The organism is Microcoleus sp. PH2017_24_DOB_U_A (genome assembly GCF_020738205.1).
GTDB lineage: Bacteria > Cyanobacteriota > Cyanobacteriia > Cyanobacteriales > Microcoleaceae > Microcoleus.
This window is the reverse complement of record NZ_JAEQCT010000063.1, coordinates 16,363-34,345: the sequence shown is the minus strand read 5'-3', so window position 1 is coordinate 34,345 and position 17,983 is coordinate 16,363. Positions and strand designations below refer to the sequence as shown.

The following is a 17,983-nucleotide window of genomic DNA, read 5'->3' as shown; positions in this document are numbered from 1 at the left end:
CAAAAAGGTGAGGTATGACTGACAGGTTATATAACCACTGAAACCAAGAGGGCTCTCTTCCCAACAACGTCCGCGAATATGAGAGCTAGATCCGCTATATCATTCCGTTTATATCATTCCGATGCAAACGGATTTGATATGAAGAACTGATTATATCAATTCCGATTACTTCTCCGAATCGCCGCGATCTGACTTGTCAAAAAACGCCGTTAGCGAGTTCCAGGCAGACTTAGCAGTCTCTTTCAATCGAGCGCCAATCGACTCAATTTCTCCCACAACCACGTGCCAATTCTTTTCAGTTTCCTTGTGAATGTGCTCAACAGCTTGATCGATGCGATCGCGTTCGACTAATTTATTTTGTTCCACCGCTTCCCGCGCTTGTCGAACCGCTTTCAAATAAGCTTCGCGACTGACTTCGCCGGCATCTTGCACCTGGGCTTGAGCTCGCGTTTTAATCGCATCCACCACCAGCCAATTTTTCTCGGATTCCTTTTTGAGTAGGCTGACAGCCTCAGTCATTCTCTCTTTGGCGATCGACTTATTTTGTTCGATCGCGCCTGAAGCCTTCTGGAGGGCTTTCAAATAAGCTTCGCGGGTGAGATCGCCCGCTGCTTGGACTTCGGCGGCGGCGCGTTTTTTAATTGCTTCAAACAAAGCGGCTGTTTCTGCGATCGCTTCGGGCGTAGCATCCGGCATCTCCTTTGTGACGATCGCCGTCGTTTCGGGAGTAGCCTCTACAATTGTTACTTCAGTTACTTCAGTTACTTCATTCAAATTTGGATCAGTCATTGCGATATCTCCTTTGGTAATCCGCAAACACAGACTTTGTTATGTACTGCCAGAATTAATTCTGGCCCTTAAGACTTTGTACCAGAAAGAATTGGTTGAAAGCCCCAAGCCTTTGAGGGAGAAATTAAAATCAGACTATTCATTACTCGATTCCTCGGACTTCTAGGTAGAGGTCGCTTTTAAACTGTCAACTGTCAACTGTCAACTGTCAACTGTTGAACCATAGCACCAGAACTCATGCTGGCTGTTAAAACTTTCGATTTGTAGCGCCACAATTCATTCTAACACTTATCAATAAGAACCAGTCAATTCTTGTTCCAGCTTCATCAAATTTTCAATCCGCGATTCGGTAGTTGGATGAGTCGAAAACAAACTTCTAAACCAATCACCAGCAGACGAATTCACAATCAACAGCGGCGCAAAAGCTGGATTACCATCTAAGGGCATTTGCCGCGCCCCACTTTCCAGCCGCTGCAAAGCCCTCGCCAAAGCCCTTGGATTGCCCGTTAACCGGGCAGCCCCCGCATCCGCCGAAAACTCCCGCGTGCGCGAAATGGCTAGCTGAATCACCGAAGCAGCCACCGGTGCGAGGATAATTGTCAGCAGCAACCCTACAGGATTCGGGCTGTTGCGATCGTCCCTACCCCCAAACCACATACTGTAACTCGCCATTTGCGCCAACCACGAAATCGCCCCCGCCACCGTAGCCGCCACCGCTTGCGTCAGCGTATCGCGGTTGTCAATGTGAGTAAGTTCGTGGGCAATAACTCCTTCGAGTTCGTCCTCTGAAAGCATACTCATAATCCCTTCTGTCACCGCAACCGCCGCGTGTTCGGGATAGCGCCCGGTAGCAAAAGCGTTAGCTTCTTGGTTCACAGACATACCTTAAAATTGTCCATCCTTTCGGCAATACTTAAACCAAAAACCCGTTCGATAGAACCTGTGTTTTGAGCCTAAGAAAGAACAATCCCAGAGGGCTTATCTCCCCAAGCGATAGAGAGTTTCCTCTCTTGTTCCCGTGTGTCCCACGGTACGTTTAATATTCAAGATTTTAGTTTTCTGGTCTGGGTTACGTTAGTTACCCTAGCTATGTTTTTCGTGGTGTTCGCCACCCACTAACCATTATTATTTCCCGACCTGTCGTTTGAGCTTAGTGTCTCATGTGTATCGGCGGTTATTCTACCTGTAGTATTACTCTATTATACCATCTTGAACAAGAAATTTAGATAATTAAATCCGTCCTTTTAGGACGGGGCTTTAGACCCAATTTTCTGGTAAACTCCCGGCATCGGTAAATTAGCGCGCTGGGCCAGCCTTTCCACCATTGTATAAAGTCCCGGCGCTTGGCTAGCAGTTACCGGCACAGCCCCGTAAGCCGCCAAAGCGATTTTATCCGAGTAAAACCACGAACCTAAGTTCATGGCTGCGGCCAAACCAATGCCGATAATTGCACCGCCCGAACCGCCGATTACCCAATAGCTAACGGTAATTAACAGCGCACTTAACAAGCCTAACAAAGCAGCAGTTTTAATTTGATTCATTTCGGGACTCTCCCTGAAAGCACTCATTCAGTTGACAGTTGACAGTTGACAGTTGACAGATTAGAGCGACCTCTACCTAGAAGCAAGAGGATTGGAGTAATGAATAGTCTGATTTTAATTTCTCCCGATCGGGGTTCCGGCTTTAAACCAATTCTTTCTGGTAAATTAAGCAATAATCTCGATCGACCTTCAATAGTTGTTTGCATGGAATTTCGCCGCCGCCTACCAACAACCGGGTTGCGATCGCAGTATTTGGTGACATCACAGATAATTTTTGATTATTCGGGTTTTTTTGACTCTGTTCTCTTACATTCTATCTACCCAAGTTGAGCTCGCGTGTAGGATACCGCCAACTTGCAGGTACGGTTTAGCGTACTTTAGTTTTTAGTTGAGTGCATCTGGGTTTTGCAAATATGTGTGTAGGGGCGATCGCATGACCGCAGTAAATATGAGATTATAACTAATAACTTATATGCGGTCATGCGATCGCCCTCTTCAAAAACCTGATGCACCCCTTTAATTTCTGATAAATCGCTCCACCTCAAAATACAGACTACCAAGAAACCCGGTTGCTAAACACTGTAGAAATTTGAGATTTGGGCCTTTCAAGTTTCCAGCGGCAACTGTCCGGCATCGCCAGCATATAACAAGTGGTGAGATTTTTGAGCGTCCAGCCAAGATTTAGGAAATTGGTATTGAGATAGGAGGATATCTGCGATCGCGACTTGCATCTGATGCGCGCAGATATCGGGTGGCACTTTACCTGTGCCCGTACCCATGCCGGGAATCGCGATCGTTTCAATGATATGTTTGACCGGCGTTCCGTCTGGAACCGTGCCAAATTTTACGAGAGTTAAAATAGCCCTGGTTGCTAGATAAACATTGACTGTCTCTGTTAAAATTGTCGGAACCCGCATGGTTGGGGCAGCAATTAAATAGGGAATTTCGTCATGATCGGTATCGACAACTTCGGCTAATCCTACTAATAGTTCGCCGTGATGGCGAGTCTGAATTAGTTTTTGCAGGCGTTCTGGAACGTGACTTCCAAAATATTCAGCAATCTCTAAATTTAAGCCGCCGTCCATGAAGCCAAAACTATTCGCCGGACTCACAATCGCATCGCATTTCACATCAAAGATTGAACCGCGATGTATCTTGACATTCTCGATATTGCCACAAGTGCTTTCCCACGCTCTAACTAAGTTATCGTCTACGGCAGCCAGCACAATTTGCATACATACTCTCTATAATTTTTTAAATGGCGATCGCCCTTTTAATCATACAATAGTTTAGATGAGTCCGCTGAATCTAAAATCTAAAATCCTTTGATGCTGCAAGACCCGAATCTCCGCCACCCGATCGCAATTAGTTTCGGTGCCATTGTCGGCGCATTGAGCCGGTATTATATCACCTTGTGGTTTGCCAACCGTTTCGGAACGGCTTTTCCCTACGGAACTTTTTTTATCAACATCACCGGTTGCTTGGCTATGGGATTTTTTATCACCCTGATTTTTGAACGGGTGCCGACGGTTCCGTCCGAGGTGCGGTTAATGATAGCAACGGGATTTTTGGGGGCTTATACTACTTTTTCGACTTACGGTTTAGAGACAAATGTCTTGTTGCGCGATCGCTTTTACAGCTTTGCCACTTTTTACTGGGCTGGCAGTGCCATACTAGGAGTAATTGCCGTTCAGTTAGGCAGCATTTTAGCACGAATTGGCAAATAGATAAAATACTAATCGAGCATCTGTAGGGAAACTGCAATGCCGTGTCCGGCTTGCGGCTCGTCTAATGAAAAATAATTTATATGAAATCAGCACTTGTAGCAATTAATTTTAAAATTAATCTAAAAATTAATTTTTTTCAGCTCGACCAGGTTTTGGCGATCGCTCCTCAATTCCGCTTTAATTGATATCTTGCAGATTTTACCAGAAAGCATTGGTTTAAAGCCCCAAGCCCGATCGCGATAAATTAAAAGAAGAGGATTCATTACTCCAATCCTCTTCCTTCCTTTGTCAAGTGCTGTCAACTGTCAACTGTCAACTGTCAACTGTCAACTGAATGAAGCATTCCCGTCAGCAGGTATTGCTAAAAATGAGTTTATGAGGTATACGTATGGAAACCCAAGAATCAATGTTAAGACCAACGGAGGCAAACTCGTGTCTGCGGACAAATATCAGTTTTCAGTTTGTAAAAGTTTGTGACCAATGACCAATGACCAATGACCAATGGCTAATGGCTAATGGCTAATGGCTAATGACCAATGACCAATGACCAATGACCAATGACCAATGACTAATAACTAATGACTAATAACTAAAGTTAAATAACAAGCGAGGGAGTTTAGTTGTGGTAGTTAAAATAGCAACAGAGTGCCTCATTACCTTAAAAGGTGTCAGCAAGGCTTACCAGCAGCCCAACGGTCAACAAATATCTATTTTAGAGCCAATAAATTTAGAACTGCGATCGGGCGAAATAGTAGCTTTACTAGGCTCTTCCGGATCTGGCAAATCTACATTAATGCGGATGATTGCTGGACTAATCCCCCCCAGCGATGGTGAAGTTCTCTATCACAATCGTCCCTTAGTCGGCTTAAATCCTGGGATAGCGATTGTCTTTCAAAACTTTGCCCTTTATCCCTGGCTGACGGTACTAGAAAATGTAGAATTAGGATTAAAAGCTAAAGGAGACTTGCCAGAACCGCGCCGCCAAAAAGCCTTGCGAATGATTGATATTATCGGTTTAGACGGATTTGAAAATGCTTATCCGAAAGAACTGTCCGGCGGAATGCGGCAGCGAGTGGGATTTGCTAGGGCTTTGGCGGTAGAACCGGAATTGCTGTGCATGGATGAACCGTTTTCAGCCTTAGATGTGTTGACCGCAGAAAACTTGCGGTTTGAGTTATTAGATTTGTGGCTAGAAAAAAAGATTCCGACTCAAGCTGTATTAATCGTAACTCACGGGATTGAGGAAGCGGTCATTTTAGCCGATCGCATTGTAGTCCTCGGCCGCAATCCCGGGCGAATTCGCGCCGAACTAACCGTGACTTTGCCGCACTACCGCGATCGCAAAACTCCAGAATTCCAAGCCCTCGTAGACCAAGTGTACAAAATTCTGACGAATCCAGAGTTAAGCTGCGAAACAGTGGCTGCACCAACTCAAAGTACCGCTACTGCTGTATCTCAGACTCAACCCGCCCCCAGCACTAAATACCAATCTCTGCCGCAAGTACGCACAGGTGCGATCGCAGGTTTGTTAGAACTCCTGGAAGATCGCAAGGAAAAAGACCTCTACCGCCTCGGTCAAGAATTAATGTTAGAGGTAGACGACATTTTGCCGATCGTCGAAGCCGCCAAATTAATGGAATTCCTAGTAATTCAAGAAGGCGACCTCCTGTTAACACCAGTTGGAATTCAATTCATTGCCGGCGGAATTGACCAGCGCAAACAAATTGTTCGTACCCAAATTCTCAGCAACATTCGTGCAGTACAGCAAATTTCTCGAATGCTTCAGTCTAAGCGAAATCACCGCATTTCTGAAGAGTTGATTTTGGACATTCTCGAAGCCCACTTTAGCCCCCAAGAAGCAATGCGACAATTAAAAACTGCGATTGACTGGGGTCGTTATGCAGAGTTGTACAGCTACGACGAACCAGGGGGTGAAATATTTCTAGAATCCGAAGAACCTAAAAATGAGTAGTCAGTAGTCAGTAGTCATTGGTTACTGGTTACTGGTTACTGGTTACTGGTTACTGACTACTGGTTACTGGTTACTGGTTACTGGTTATTAGTCATTAGAATCAACAACTAACAACTAATAATTAATAACTAATAACAATAGTAACTGACCAATTCCCAATGCCCAATCCCCAATTCCCAATTCCCAATTCCCAATCCCCAATCCCCAATTCCCAATTCCCAATTCCCAATTACCAATGCCCAATTACCAATTACCAATTACCAATTACCAATTACCAATTACCAATAACTAATTATTATGACAAGACCCCTAACACCCGCCAATAAAACATTAGAAAGATCGACTTGGACTTGGCAAGACGGCTTGCTAATTCTAGCAATCTTCTCTCTAATTCTAGTAATAGTCCAAACAGCTTCTCAATTCAACAGTGACTACAACCCAAACTTTAAAATTGAGACCACCCTCAATGTATTGCCAGGGTATACAGCCCAGACTCTTTTACGCATGACAGCAGCCTATTTTTTATCCTTGCTATTTACCTTAGTTTATGCTTATTCAGCTTACCGCTTTCCTCTCGCAGCAAAAATTTTAATTCCCTTATTAGATATTTTACAGTCGATTCCAGTTTTATCCTTTTTGCCCGGAGTAGTTTTAGCGCTAGTTACATTATTTCCCGGTCAAAGAATCGGCGTAGAACTCGCATCGATTATCTTAATATTCACTGGAATGACTTGGAATATGACCTTTAGTTTCTATCAGTCCCTATCCGGCATTCCGCAAGAACTCAAGGAAGCTGCTCAAGTTTATCGGCTGAATGCTTGGCAACAATTTTGGACGTTAGAATTGCCCGCTGGTGCGATCGGGCTGGTGTGGAACAGCGTCATGTCAGTGGCTGGTGGCTGGTTCTTTTTGATTGCGATCGAATCTTTTACCTTGGGTGCTAAAAACTTTCATCTGCCCGGACTCGGTTCCTATTTGGGCAAGGCAGCTAATGAAGGCAATTTTGGGGCGATCGGCTGGGGTTTAGCAGTATTAATTGGTGTGATTGTAGCCATAGATTTTTTCATCTGGCAGCCTTTGATTGCTTGGGTGGAAAAGTTTAAATATCAAGCCGTAGAAGCGACCAATGTACCGCAGTCCAAGGTGTTGGATTTTTTAAGGCGATCGGCGACGCTGCGGGTGTTGAAGTCGCGCATATCGCCCGTAGGTGACAGTTTCGATCGCTATGCGGCAAGAGGTTTTGCACCTGCTCATTTACCAACCAGTCCTCGCGCACAAAGCCGCCTCGGCAATTGGATCAATTGGCTGTTTGTCAGCGGGTTTGCTGCGATCGTCCTTTGGGGAACCTGGGAAGCCTTACTGCTGCTGAGGTTCCTGAGTGTATCTGATTGGCAAAAAGTCGTGGGAGGTGCATTTTTTACGGCTTTGCGAGTCATTTGCGCGCTATTTTTATCGCTGTTGTGGACTGTACCTGTCGGAGTGGCGATCGGTCGAAATCCGCGTTTAGCTCAGATTTTGCAGCCTTTAGTGCAAATAGCCGCTTCTGTACCAGCAACGGCTTTATTTCCCGTATTGCTACTAGCTCTAATTCACGCTGGAGGCGGGTTGCAAATTGGTTCTGTAGCGCTGATGATGTTGGGTACAATGTGGTATTTGCTGTTTAATGTGATTGCGGGCGCTCAAGCCATACCTTCGGAGTTATTTGAAGCCGCGCAAGTTTACAAACTTTCCCTAATTCAACGCTGGAAAACTTTAATTTTGCCGGGAATATTCCCTTATTTAATCACAGGAATTATTACGGCGGTTGGCGGAGCTTGGAATGCGAGTATTGTCAGCGAATACGTGCAGTTTAAAGGTGAAATAATTAGAACGAGCGGTTTGGGCGAGACCATTTCTGAAGCAACGGCATCGGGTAATTTTCCTTTACTGTTAGCGGCTACTTCTGTGATGTCGCTGTTGGTTGTATTGACTAACCGTTTGGTGTGGCGCCCACTTTACCGTTTGGCACAAGAAAAATACCAGTTATTGGTTTAAGTCGGTTGACAGTTGATAGTTGACAGTTGGCAGTTGACAGTTGACAGTTGATAGTTGGCAGTTGGCAGTTGATAGTTGACAGTTGGCAGTTGACAGCTTGCCGTGAGCGAAGCCGAAGGGTTGACAGTATACCCATTCTCAAAGGCGATGAGGTAATTGGTAATTGGTAATTGGTAATTGGTAATTGGTAATTAATAATCGGTAATCGATCGCACTCTCCCGAACTCACACTCTGTTGCACTAGCTCGAAAACATCATACCAAGAAATTCGGTTTCGACAATACAGCTTGGTTTTGGTGCTGCCGCATCTGCCAAAAAATTCGGTTGCTCGCGCTGCCCGTGTAAATCATAATAACTGCAACCAGTGGTGTCAATAGGCTATAAACTGGATTCAGGAAGGCGTGCAGCACAGGTTGATACCAGTTACCACAAAAATGCAACTGTAGGTCAAGTTCAAATCTGCTGACTCAGTAAGTCATTCGCAATTCTTTAATCCCAAATCCCAAATCTAAAATCTAAAATCTAAAATCTAAAATTGCATGAGGAGGGTCATCAGTGACAGAAAACAATTATCAATCGTCTTCTCTACCCACCTACGCGCGAAAAGAACTGCGGGAATTAGTTCGATCGCAGTTAAAGGCTTTGTTGGAACAAGGAGACTTTCAAGGAGCAAAAGCGATTTTGCAGCCGGTGCAGGAAGCAGACATCGCTGAAGCTATCGAAGGCCTGCCGGAAACCATGCAAGTAATAGCTTTCCGGTTGCTTTCTAAAGACGAAGCGATCGCAGTTTACGAATATCTCGACTCCAGCGTTCAGCAGTCTCTGTGCGAAAAATTCAAACGCCAAGAAGTCATCGATATTGTAGACAAAATGTCCCCGGACGATCGAGCTAAACTATTTGACGAACTGCCGGCCATCTTAGTCCGCCGCCTCTTAGGTGAATTGAGCCCAACGGAACGCGAAGCTACGGCCCAACTCTTGGGTTACGAAGCCAGTAGCGCCGGTCGGATTATGACCCCAGAATACATTTCTCTCAAAGAAAGCTTTACCGTTGCTCAAGCTTTAGACAGAATTCGCTCTTTAGCTAAAACTACCGAAACCATTTATTCTCTTTACGTCACTGATGCGGCGCGAAGGTTGAGTGGCATTTTATCCTTGCGGGATTTAGTCACTTCTCCCCTCGACAAAACTGTCGGCGAAATTATGACCCGCGAGGTAGTTTCTGTGCAAACGGGAACGGATCGAGAAGAAGTAGCTAGGTTGATCCAGCGTTACGATTTTTTAGCTGTGCCCGTTGTAGACCGCGAACAGCGTCTGGTGGGGATCATTACAGTTGACGACGCGATCGACATTTTAGAACAAGAAGCTGCCAAAGATATTTATACCTTGGGTGGCGTCCAGTCCGGCGGCGACAATTATTTTCAGACCGATTTAATCACCGTCGCCCGCAAAAGGGTCGTATGGCTGTTTGTTCTGCTGTTGACCAACACTGTCACCGGAGCAATTATTAGAGCTCAAGAAGATATTTTGCACCAAGTAGTCGCCCTAGCAGCCTTTATTCCGCTGCTGACTGGCACTGGAGGCAATGTCGGAGCCCAGTCCTCAACTGTGGTAATTCGCGGTTTGAATACTGATGAAATTACAGCCATGGGCCCCTTTCAAGTAATTGTGCGTGAGGGGATGGCGGGAGCGCTCCTAGGCGCTATATTGGGGACGGTAGCGACGGGGTGGGCTTACACTCTGCAAGGGAATTTAGCCGTGGCAATCGCGGTGGGGGTGAGTTTGCTGGCGATCGCAATTTTAGCTTCTATTGCCGGTTCAGCTCTGCCGTTTCTCTTTCGTTCTTTGGGTTTAGACCCCGCTTTAATGTCTGCTCCTTTTATTACCACCGCAGTTGATGTCCTCGGAGTCTTAATTTATTTCACTTTAGCTCGACTAATTTTGCAATTATAATATATTTAATTAGATTCGCATAAATTAAAAACCCATAGTAATTTTAAATTCCGTGATGTACAGCCTCCCAATTCCCAATGCCCAATGCCCAATTCCCAATTCCCAATTCCCAATTCCCAATTCCCAATTCCCAATTCCCAATTCCCAATTCCCAATTCCCAATTCCCAATTAATCTATGTCATCACCTAATTCATCAACCAAAATTCAAAATCCCAAATCGAGCAATTTGTTAGAAACTGCTGAATTAATCTTTCTTGCTGCCTCGGCTGTAGGATTGGCTGCTAGTTTGGTTTTGCAGCAGAGCATTTATGTCGAAGTTCCTGTAGTAATTTCGCTCTTTTTTAATTTTGTGAACCGCCAGAAGTTTCGCGGGCAAGTTAAAACAAGTACCGCGGCAGTGTTCGATCGCGTAAACCAACAAGCCACTACGAGCGATCGGGCGATCGAGCAATTACAACTTGCTGTAAGTTCTTTAGATACAGCTCTTGCCCAAACATCTCGCGAAAATCTCAATGTTGGCCAGGCAGAAAATTCCCACTCTATAATTTCAGCAATTGAGAACCTGCGCCAGCGGATCATAATTTTAGAAAAAACTATTAAAATGATTCAAAGCGAGATCGAAATCACCAGCCGCCAATTCAAACAACGGCCTGAGTTGCAACAAGTCGAAACTTTGACAACAATCATTCTGGACTTGCAGGAGTTTATCAACGAACTGCCGCAATGGGGAAATTTGCAGCAGCGACAGCTAACAGAACTTCAGCAACAAGTAGATAATGCTTTGGCTCAGCTTGCTCAAGAAATTGCTGTGATTCCCAGCCGCGTGGAGGAGGCTGTAGCTAGTCGCGACGGGGAAATTAACCAACCGTTAGGTTCTGGTGTGAATGCTGAGTCCAAAAATGCCGATCGATCTAAAACCCAGAATGAGAAAATTCGCCAGAAATATCCCAGGGCTTACGTAAAGTGGAGTCGCGAGGAAGATGAGAATTTACAGAAAGAATATGCAAACTGCCAAGAAGTTAGTGAATTAGCTCAGAAATTTCAGCGACAACCTGTTGCCATTCGTTCGCGCTTGCAAAAATTAGGATTGATCCAATAATATCGAGGTAATTGGGAATTGGGAATTGGGAATTGGGAATTGGGAATTGGGCATTGGGAATTGGGCATTGGGAATTGGGAATTGGGAATTGGGAATTGGGAATTGGGCATTGGGAATTGGGAATTGGGCATTGGGAATTGGGAATTGGGAATTGGGAATTGGGAATTGGGAATTGGGAATGTGAGCATCTCAGTTTTGCATTTATGTATAGTGCGAGCGTCCCCGCTCGCGTATTGTACAATACGCGAGCGGGGACGCTCGCACTAATAACAAATAACAATAACAAATAACAAATAACCAACAGCAAATAACAAATAACAAATAACAAATAACCAATAACCAATAACCAACAGCAAATAACCAATAACCAATAACCAACAACCAACAACCAACAACCAACAACCAACAACCAACAGCAAATAACCAATAACCAACAGCAAATAACAAATAACCAATAACTAATAACCAATAACTAATAACTAATAACTAATAACCAATAACTAATAACAAAGCTATCGCCCTTTTTTTCAAAAGAGCGATCGCTTTGTTTATTTATTCAGTACCTGCTGCCAACAGCGGGCCACTAACATCACATCTCAAGGCTTTTTAGCCTTGCTCTACCTCATTCTAGAAATCTTGCGGTAACAAAGAACTTAAACGCTCCAATAAAGGATCGGACTCCCGACGAGGAGGAACCTCAGCATCAGAAACTGTATCATTCGCTACAGACTCAGACTCGATCGGATCAGGCTCTACTACTTTTGAAACTTGGGCAAAAGAAACTTGAGCAAACTTACTGTCAACACTCCCCTGCAACTGATCCAACTGCGCGCCCAATTGACTCAGGTGATGTTCCAGTCCTTCCAAACGGCTTAATTCCTCAGCAGAAACATTGCGCTCAAACTCAGCAAATCTGACCGCAAGTTCAGCAATACGCTGTTCCAACCGCTCAGAGCTATCTGTAGAGCTAGCAGACTCAGATACAGACAAAAACTGCCACAAAGCTTGCTTGCAGAGATTGCTGAAAGTCTGATACTTCGTAAAAGCCAACTCTTTTTCAATAGCCGCCAGCAAAGTTTGATCGGCAGCATCTTCCGTAAACGCCACCGAGAAATTCGCCTTATTTTTTGCCCACAGTGCCATAGGGTTCAAGCCTTAATGCGTTACTTTATCGTGGCTAGCTGAGCCTCAGCATAAATAAACTGTCCCAAAGCATTAGCTTTCCGAGAAGGCTGAGCCAAGTGAGCCTTAAGATTGGCGTCTTTCAGCAAAGGTTGGAGTACCTCCCAGAAAAATTCGCCGCCACCGCCAGTCAGAACTACGTCCGTCACCCGTTCCGGCAACCACTGTACCAAACGTTCGGACAGTTCGTTAGCGAAAGCCTCCCGCAAATCCTTAATAATCGGATCTAAATTAGTCGGCTTAGTCGCTCCTCTAGGACGGTAGAAACGCTGCCCTTCGGGTTTGTTCACCCCTTCCAATAAAGACAGGGATTGAGGGTCTGCCCCCGGAATTTTTGAGGCAACTTGTTCGTAGAATTTGTTCATGGCGAAGGAATCGCTCTTAGAAGCCGCTCGGGCGAACCGGAAACGATCGACCATTAACAAATCGGTAGTTTGGTGTCCGATATCGACCACAGCCACCGACAGTTCCGGCAACTCCGGCGTAAACTCCTTGTTGTCTTGAGCTTCGCACCAAATCAGGCTGCCGAATCCTTCCGGCATCACCCAAACGTGGCGAATATCAATTTCCAAACGCTCGCCGCGGTATACCACAACGTGGGGAGAGCGCAGTTGGCTGATAATCTCTTCCTTTTCTTTCTCAAACTGATCCTGCGAATAAAAAGGCAAACCCAGCACTACTGCCATTTCGCCCTTCATCTGGAAATATCCAGCACAGGAAAAAACCTTAACCAAAGCATCTACTACTTTCGACTGGTCAGCCCCACCGAGATTAGCGCCAAAGTCAGCGGCCAGTTGGCCGATGGCGTACCCCTTGCCCTGGTGCTCCAGCCACATATCCAACAGAGGGTCTGTTGCTTTTGACTCAAAGCTGCCGCCCCGCACCTTTTCCACGGGCATAGTAGCCACGTTGGCAGGGATGAAAACAACACCATTTGGGTTGCGACTCACGCAAGCTTTAGTTGCTGTACGACCCAAATCAGCACTAATAATCGATTTGTGAGAAGCGATCTTAGTCTGCTGCGTCAGCATAGCCGAATTAGGAACAAGCTGTCTAGTTGTCATTGAAATGTGTTACCTCACTGAGCCTCACCATTATCATGCCTTATCCCTGGACACTGCCGCGCTTAAAGACAGTGGGTTTTGAGGCGATTCTTCTAACTCTACCTAGATCGGTATTGAAATCAGCACCAAACATTATATTCGGGACGATCGCCCTTACCGTAACTAAGCTAACTTTTTCTCGATCGCGACGATCGCCGGCATCTTGCCCGATCGTGCATTGTTAAGTTAAATTTAGTAAAGATTCTGAGTGTAAACTTTTGTCACACTAATCCGAGACCGCCAGCTTACCCGATCTATCCCCAATTCAAGGCACCCGCATTTATGAAAATTTCTTGGCAAACTATACTACTTTGGACTTTACCCGCCCTAGTCATCGGCTTTTTCCTGTGGCAGGGAGCCTTCGCCGCGTCCCCGGCAGAAATGAGCAAGAACACCGCCAGCACCCGCCTGAGCTACGGTAGATTCTTAGATTACTTAAACGCCGATCGAGTGACCAGTGTTGATTTATACGACGGAGGCCGCACTGCGATCATCCTAGCCGTCGATCCCGAACTGGACAATCACGAGCAGCGGTGGCGGGTAGACTTGCCGTCAAATGCTCCTGAACTCGTTTCTAGACTCAGAGATTCCAAAATTAGCTTCGACACTCACCCCCTCCGCAACGACGGCGCCATCTGGGGAGTGTTAGGCAATCTAGTATTTCCTCTCTTATTAGTAGGAGGGCTGTTCTTCCTGTTCCGCCGCGGCGGCAACGTGCCGGGGGGCCCAGGCCAAGCCATGAATTTTGGCAAATCCAAAGCACGCTTTCAAATGGAAGCTAAAACAGGCGTACTGTTCGACGACGTAGCAGGCGTAGAAGAAGCCAAAGAAGAACTTGCCGAAGTCGTGACTTTCCTCAAAAAACCCGAACGCTTCACCGCAGTCGGCGCCAAGATTCCGAAAGGCGTGCTGCTAGTAGGCCCTCCCGGAACCGGCAAAACCATGCTGGCAAAAGCGATCGCAGGTGAAGCCGCCGTCCCTTTCTTCAGCATCTCCGGTTCAGAATTTGTCGAAATGTTTGTCGGTGTTGGCGCATCCCGCGTCCGCGACTTGTTCAAGAAAGCTAAAGAAAATGCTCCTTGTATAATTTTTATCGATGAAATCGATGCAGTGGGCCGCCAGCGCGGCGCCGGTATCGGTGGCGGTAACGATGAACGGGAACAAACCCTGAACCAGTTGCTGACCGAAATGGACGGTTTTGAGGGCAATACTGGCATCATCATCATTGCTGCTACGAACCGCCCTGACGTGCTCGACTCGGCGTTGCTACGTCCGGGACGTTTTGACCGCCAAGTTAGCGTTGATACACCGGATATCAAGGGCAGGTTGGAAATTCTTGAAGTTCACGCGCGCAACAAGAAGCTGTCTGAGGAGATTTCTTTGGATGCGATCGCCCGCCGCACTCCCGGTTTTACCGGTGCTGATTTGGCTAACTTGCTCAACGAAGCTGCCATTTTGACAGCAAGACGGCGCAAAGATGCGATTACGATGCTGGAAATTGACGATGCAGTCGATCGCGTCGTCGCAGGTATGGAAGGTACACCGCTGGTAGACAGCAAGAGCAAACGCTTGATTGCTTACCACGAAATCGGCCACGCGATCGTCGGTACAGTCATTCAAGCCCACGATCCCGTGCAAAAAGTTACCTTAGTCCCTCGCGGACAAGCCCGCGGCTTAACTTGGTTTATGCCCAGCGAAGACCAAGGTTTGATTTCGAGATCCCAAATCCTAGCCCGGATTAGCGGTGCATTGGGCGGCCGCGCAGCCGAAGAAGTAGTTTTCGGCGACGCTGAAGTTACCACCGGTGCCGGCAACGACTTGCAGCAAGTCAGCGGTATGGCCCGCCAAATGGTTACTCGCTACGGGATGTCTACCTTGGGCCCGATCGCCCTAGAAGCTCAACAAAGCGAAATTTTCCTCGGCCGCGACTACACGGCGCGATCGGAATATTCCGAAGAAATTGCCTCTCGCATTGATGGACAAGTTCGATCGATTGTCGATCGCTGTTATGACGAAGCGCGCCAAATTATTCGCGACAATCGTACCGTAGTCGATCGTTTAGTCGATTTGTTAATCGAAAAAGAAACCATCGACGGCGAAGAGTTGCGCCTAATCGTCTCTGAATACACTTTTGTTCCTGAAAAAGAACAATACGTTCCTCAGCTTTAAAAAGCTAATCTTCACGGAAAATATTCAGGGCGAATAGAATTCGCTGAGTTTACGATCGCACAAACAAAGTCCGCCTCCGCGGACTGAAGAAATTCAACCCGCGCAGGCGGGTTTTGTTTGTGTAGGAGCGGTTTCAACCGCCGAGTTTGTTTGTAAAATAGCAACAGTAGATTAACGTAAATTAACCCAGATGAACAATAAATTTGTCACCCATAAAATCAATAACTTGTTAAGCTTGTTTCTAGCTACTTTAATTTTTATTCCCCTCAATACTTTGAGCGCCCGCGCCGAAAAATTAAGATGTTTTGTAGATATTTGCATTGACCCCAGCAGCGTAAAATTAAGTAAATCCAATTTTCCCGGTGCACCCTCTTATCCTGTCAGAACTCTTTTAGGAACTCAGCAGTTTAGTAACGAGAAAATGCGGGTGCAGATGGAAGTTAACTGCAAGCAGCGAGAGTTTAGAACTGTCAGAGTTAGCCAAGATGGCGAAAATTGGTCAAATTTCGATCCGAGGTGGACTTTAGTCGATCGCAACTCATCTTTGTCTCGGATGGTTGACTATACTTGTCAGTTGACAGTTGACAGTTGACAGTTGACAGTTGACCGGGGATAGCGACCTCTACCTGGAAGGAAGAAGATTAGAGTAATGAATAGTAATTATTGTAGGGTGCGTCAGGGGGCTGAATATGTTTTGTACCTACTCAAAAATTCTCCCCCCTGACGCACCCTACGGCTAGTTAACCGCGCACCCTATACTTGTGTAGGCTGCAATCTAAAATCTAAAATCTAAAATCTAAAATCGGATGACCAACCCCATCGAATACCGGCAAAGACGCGAACAGTTAATGGCAAAAATTGGCAGCGGGACAGCAATATTTCGCAGCGCGCCCGCAGCCGTCATGCACAACGATGTTGAATACGCCTACCGACAAGATAGCGATTTTTTCTATTTAACTGGTTTCAACGAAGCTGCGGCGGTAGCAGTGCTCGCACCACACCACGAAGAACACAAATTTGTTTTGTTTGTGCAGCCAAAAGACTTGGAAAAAGAAACTTGGCACGGTTATCGCGCTGGAATTGAAGGCGCCAAAGCCTTGTACGGCGCCGATGAAGCGTTTCCGATCGCCGAACTTGCCGAAAAACTACCGAAATATTTAGAAAAAGCCGATCGCATATATTATCACTTCGGGCGCGATCGCAATTTCGACCAAACAGTCCTCAACCACTGGCAAAGCTTGATGCGAACTTACCCCAAACGCGGTACAGGCCCCACTGCGATCGAAGATTCCAACATCATATTACACCCGATGCGGCTGGTAAAAAGCCAAACAGAATTAGCATTAATGCGAAAAGCAGCTAATATCTCAGTTACCGCCCACAACCGCGCCCGAGAATTTGCCAAACCAGGCAGATACGAATACGAAATTCAAGCAGAAATAGAACATATTTTCGGCATGAACGGCGGCACCCCCGCCTACCCTTCAATTGTTGCATCCGGTTACAATTCCTGCGTCCTCCACTACATCGAAAACAACCGCCAAATGCAGGAAAATGATTTGCTGCTAATAGATGCCGGTTGTGCTTGCGGCTACTACAATGCCGACATTACTCGCACCTTTCCCGTCAGCGGCAAATTCACCGCCGAACAACAGATAATTTACGACTTAGTTTTGCAAGCACAAACCCAGGCAATTAGTCAAGTATATCCGGGAAATCCTTACAGCAAAATTCACGAAACCGCAGTGCGCGTTTTGGTGGAAGGTTTAATGGATTTAAAACTTTTGGTGGGCGACATTGAAGAGATAATTAAAGAGGAGAAATACAAGCCATTTTATATGCACCGCACTGGTCACTGGCTGGGATTGGACGTGCACGATGTCGGTGTTTATCAGTACGGCGAAAATCCGCAACTTTTGCAAGCAGGACAAGTTCTGACGGTGGAACCGGGGATTTATATTTCTCCTTATATTAAACCCGTTGAAGGACAGCCGGAGGTTCCTGAAAAATGGCGCGGTATAGGTGTGAGAATTGAAGATGATGTTTTGGTGACAGTTGGCAGTCATGAAGTTTTGACCGCCGGAGTTCCGAAATGAAAGCCGCTATGTTTCAACAGTTGACAGTTGACAGTTGACAGTTGACAGTTGACCGCTTGAGGGCGACCTCTTCCGGTCAGTCCGAGGATGGGAGTAATGAATCGTCTTCTTTTAATTTCTACGCCAAACCCAGAGGCTTTCAACCAATTCTTTCTGGTAACAAAGCAGAAGGTAATAAATCTTTTGTCTGGCTGCGGTCAATTTCACATTTCAATTTCACAAAGCGAAGAAGGCAGAAAATGGGAATAATCTCAATCAGCAGGCATTTTCTGGGCAAAACTTAATATATTTGTAAATTTTGTGTGAAATGGTGCTAG

At 46.0% G+C, this 17,983-nt stretch carries 19 protein-coding genes; 11 read left to right on the top strand and 8 right to left on the bottom strand.

The window, feature by feature from the left end; translation table 11 throughout:
* Positions 1–165: 165 nt before the first annotated feature.
* The 3 genes from JGK07_RS18675 to JGK07_RS18665 form a co-directional block, all read right to left on the bottom strand.
* The gene (locus JGK07_RS18675; RefSeq protein WP_293177483.1) at positions 166–789 is read right to left on the bottom strand and encodes a hypothetical protein; all 624 of its coding nucleotides are present in this window, start codon (positions 787–789) and stop codon (positions 166–168) included.
* A 291-nt stretch (positions 790–1,080) separates the two neighbouring features.
* Positions 1,081–1,671, bottom strand: coding sequence for a M48 family metalloprotease (locus JGK07_RS18670; protein WP_293290988.1), 591 nt, complete (start codon positions 1,669–1,671; stop codon positions 1,081–1,083).
* Positions 1,672–2,033: 362 nt separating this feature from the next.
* The gene (locus tag JGK07_RS18665; protein WP_293197730.1) at positions 2,034–2,330 is read right to left on the bottom strand and encodes a hypothetical protein; all 297 of its coding nucleotides are present in this window, start codon (positions 2,328–2,330) and stop codon (positions 2,034–2,036) included.
* Positions 2,331–2,429: 99 nt separating this feature from the next.
* Here JGK07_RS18665 and JGK07_RS18660 point away from each other — a divergent pair, with 99 nt between their 5' ends.
* Complete coding sequence (locus tag JGK07_RS18660; protein WP_293197728.1) at positions 2,430–2,660, top strand: hypothetical protein; 231 nt, start codon at positions 2,430–2,432, stop codon at positions 2,658–2,660.
* Between the two features lie 275 nt (positions 2,661–2,935).
* Here the strand turns inward: JGK07_RS18660 and JGK07_RS18655 are convergent, their stop codons facing one another.
* Complete coding sequence (locus tag JGK07_RS18655) at positions 2,936–3,565, bottom strand: macro domain-containing protein (RefSeq protein ID WP_293177487.1); 630 nt, start codon at positions 3,563–3,565, stop codon at positions 2,936–2,938.
* Between the two features lie 93 nt (positions 3,566–3,658).
* Between JGK07_RS18655 and crcB the strand changes: the two genes are divergently transcribed.
* Both crcB and JGK07_RS18645 read left to right on the top strand, forming a co-directional pair.
* The gene (gene crcB, locus JGK07_RS18650; RefSeq protein ID WP_293177489.1) at positions 3,659–4,057 is read left to right on the top strand and encodes a fluoride efflux transporter CrcB; all 399 of its coding nucleotides are present in this window, start codon (positions 3,659–3,661) and stop codon (positions 4,055–4,057) included.
* Between the two features lie 622 nt (positions 4,058–4,679).
* A complete protein-coding gene (locus JGK07_RS18645; protein WP_293208410.1) occupies positions 4,680–6,029 on the top strand; it encodes a nitrate/sulfonate/bicarbonate ABC transporter ATP-binding protein in 1,350 nt (449 codons plus the stop codon).
* A 128-nt stretch (positions 6,030–6,157) separates the two neighbouring features.
* Here the strand turns inward: JGK07_RS18645 and JGK07_RS18640 are convergent, their stop codons facing one another.
* Positions 6,158–6,286 (bottom strand): hypothetical protein, encoded by a 129-nt coding sequence (locus tag JGK07_RS18640; RefSeq protein ID WP_293191838.1) that lies wholly within the window; start codon positions 6,284–6,286, stop codon positions 6,158–6,160.
* 40 nt (positions 6,287–6,326) lie between these two features.
* Between JGK07_RS18640 and JGK07_RS18635 the strand changes: the two genes are divergently transcribed.
* Positions 6,327–8,063, top strand: coding sequence for an ABC transporter permease subunit (locus JGK07_RS18635; RefSeq protein WP_293191836.1), 1,737 nt, complete (start codon positions 6,327–6,329; stop codon positions 8,061–8,063).
* A 555-nt stretch (positions 8,064–8,618) separates the two neighbouring features.
* Positions 8,619–10,016 (top strand): magnesium transporter, encoded by a 1,398-nt coding sequence (gene mgtE / locus JGK07_RS18630; protein WP_293155286.1) that lies wholly within the window; start codon positions 8,619–8,621, stop codon positions 10,014–10,016.
* Between the two features lie 43 nt (positions 10,017–10,059).
* Here mgtE and JGK07_RS18625 read toward each other — a convergent pair whose 3' ends face one another.
* Positions 10,060–10,185, bottom strand: a complete 126-nt coding sequence (locus tag JGK07_RS18625; RefSeq protein WP_293177499.1) for a hypothetical protein — start codon at positions 10,183–10,185, stop codon at positions 10,060–10,062.
* Between the two features lie 7 nt (positions 10,186–10,192).
* Between JGK07_RS18625 and JGK07_RS18620 the strand changes: the two genes are divergently transcribed.
* Together JGK07_RS18620 and JGK07_RS18615 are read left to right on the top strand one after the other, a co-directional pair.
* Positions 10,193–11,116 carry a hypothetical protein gene (locus tag JGK07_RS18620; protein WP_293225131.1) on the top strand — a complete coding sequence of 308 codons (924 nt, stop codon included), beginning with the start codon at positions 10,193–10,195 and terminating at the stop codon, positions 11,114–11,116.
* Between the two features lie 25 nt (positions 11,117–11,141).
* Positions 11,142–11,300, top strand: coding sequence for a hypothetical protein (locus JGK07_RS18615; protein ID WP_293225129.1), 159 nt, complete (start codon positions 11,142–11,144; stop codon positions 11,298–11,300).
* A gap of 443 nt (positions 11,301–11,743) precedes the next feature.
* Here the strand turns inward: JGK07_RS18615 and JGK07_RS18610 are convergent, their stop codons facing one another.
* Together JGK07_RS18610 and JGK07_RS18605 are read right to left on the bottom strand one after the other, a co-directional pair.
* Entirely contained in the window at positions 11,744–12,259 is a 516-nt protein-coding gene (locus JGK07_RS18610; protein WP_293177507.1) for a hypothetical protein, read from the bottom strand.
* A gap of 20 nt (positions 12,260–12,279) precedes the next feature.
* Positions 12,280–13,362, bottom strand: coding sequence for a ParM/StbA family protein (locus JGK07_RS18605; RefSeq protein WP_293155295.1), 1,083 nt, complete (start codon positions 13,360–13,362; stop codon positions 12,280–12,282).
* Positions 13,363–13,683: 321 nt separating this feature from the next.
* Between JGK07_RS18605 and ftsH2 the strand changes: the two genes are divergently transcribed.
* The 4 genes from ftsH2 to JGK07_RS18585 all read left to right on the top strand — a co-directional run bounded on the left by ftsH2 (position 13,684) and on the right by JGK07_RS18585 (position 17,915).
* The gene (gene ftsH2 / locus JGK07_RS18600; protein WP_293177509.1) at positions 13,684–15,570 is read left to right on the top strand and encodes an ATP-dependent zinc metalloprotease FtsH2; all 1,887 of its coding nucleotides are present in this window, start codon (positions 13,684–13,686) and stop codon (positions 15,568–15,570) included.
* A 190-nt stretch (positions 15,571–15,760) separates the two neighbouring features.
* A complete protein-coding gene (locus JGK07_RS18595) occupies positions 15,761–16,162 on the top strand; it encodes a hypothetical protein (RefSeq protein WP_293177511.1) in 402 nt (133 codons plus the stop codon).
* A gap of 214 nt (positions 16,163–16,376) precedes the next feature.
* Positions 16,377–17,666 (top strand): aminopeptidase P N-terminal domain-containing protein, encoded by a 1,290-nt coding sequence (locus JGK07_RS18590; protein WP_293243060.1) that lies wholly within the window; start codon positions 16,377–16,379, stop codon positions 17,664–17,666.
* A 96-nt stretch (positions 17,667–17,762) separates the two neighbouring features.
* Entirely contained in the window at positions 17,763–17,915 is a 153-nt protein-coding gene (locus JGK07_RS18585; protein WP_293177515.1) for a hypothetical protein, read from the top strand.
* Positions 17,916–17,983: the final 68 nt, after the last annotated feature.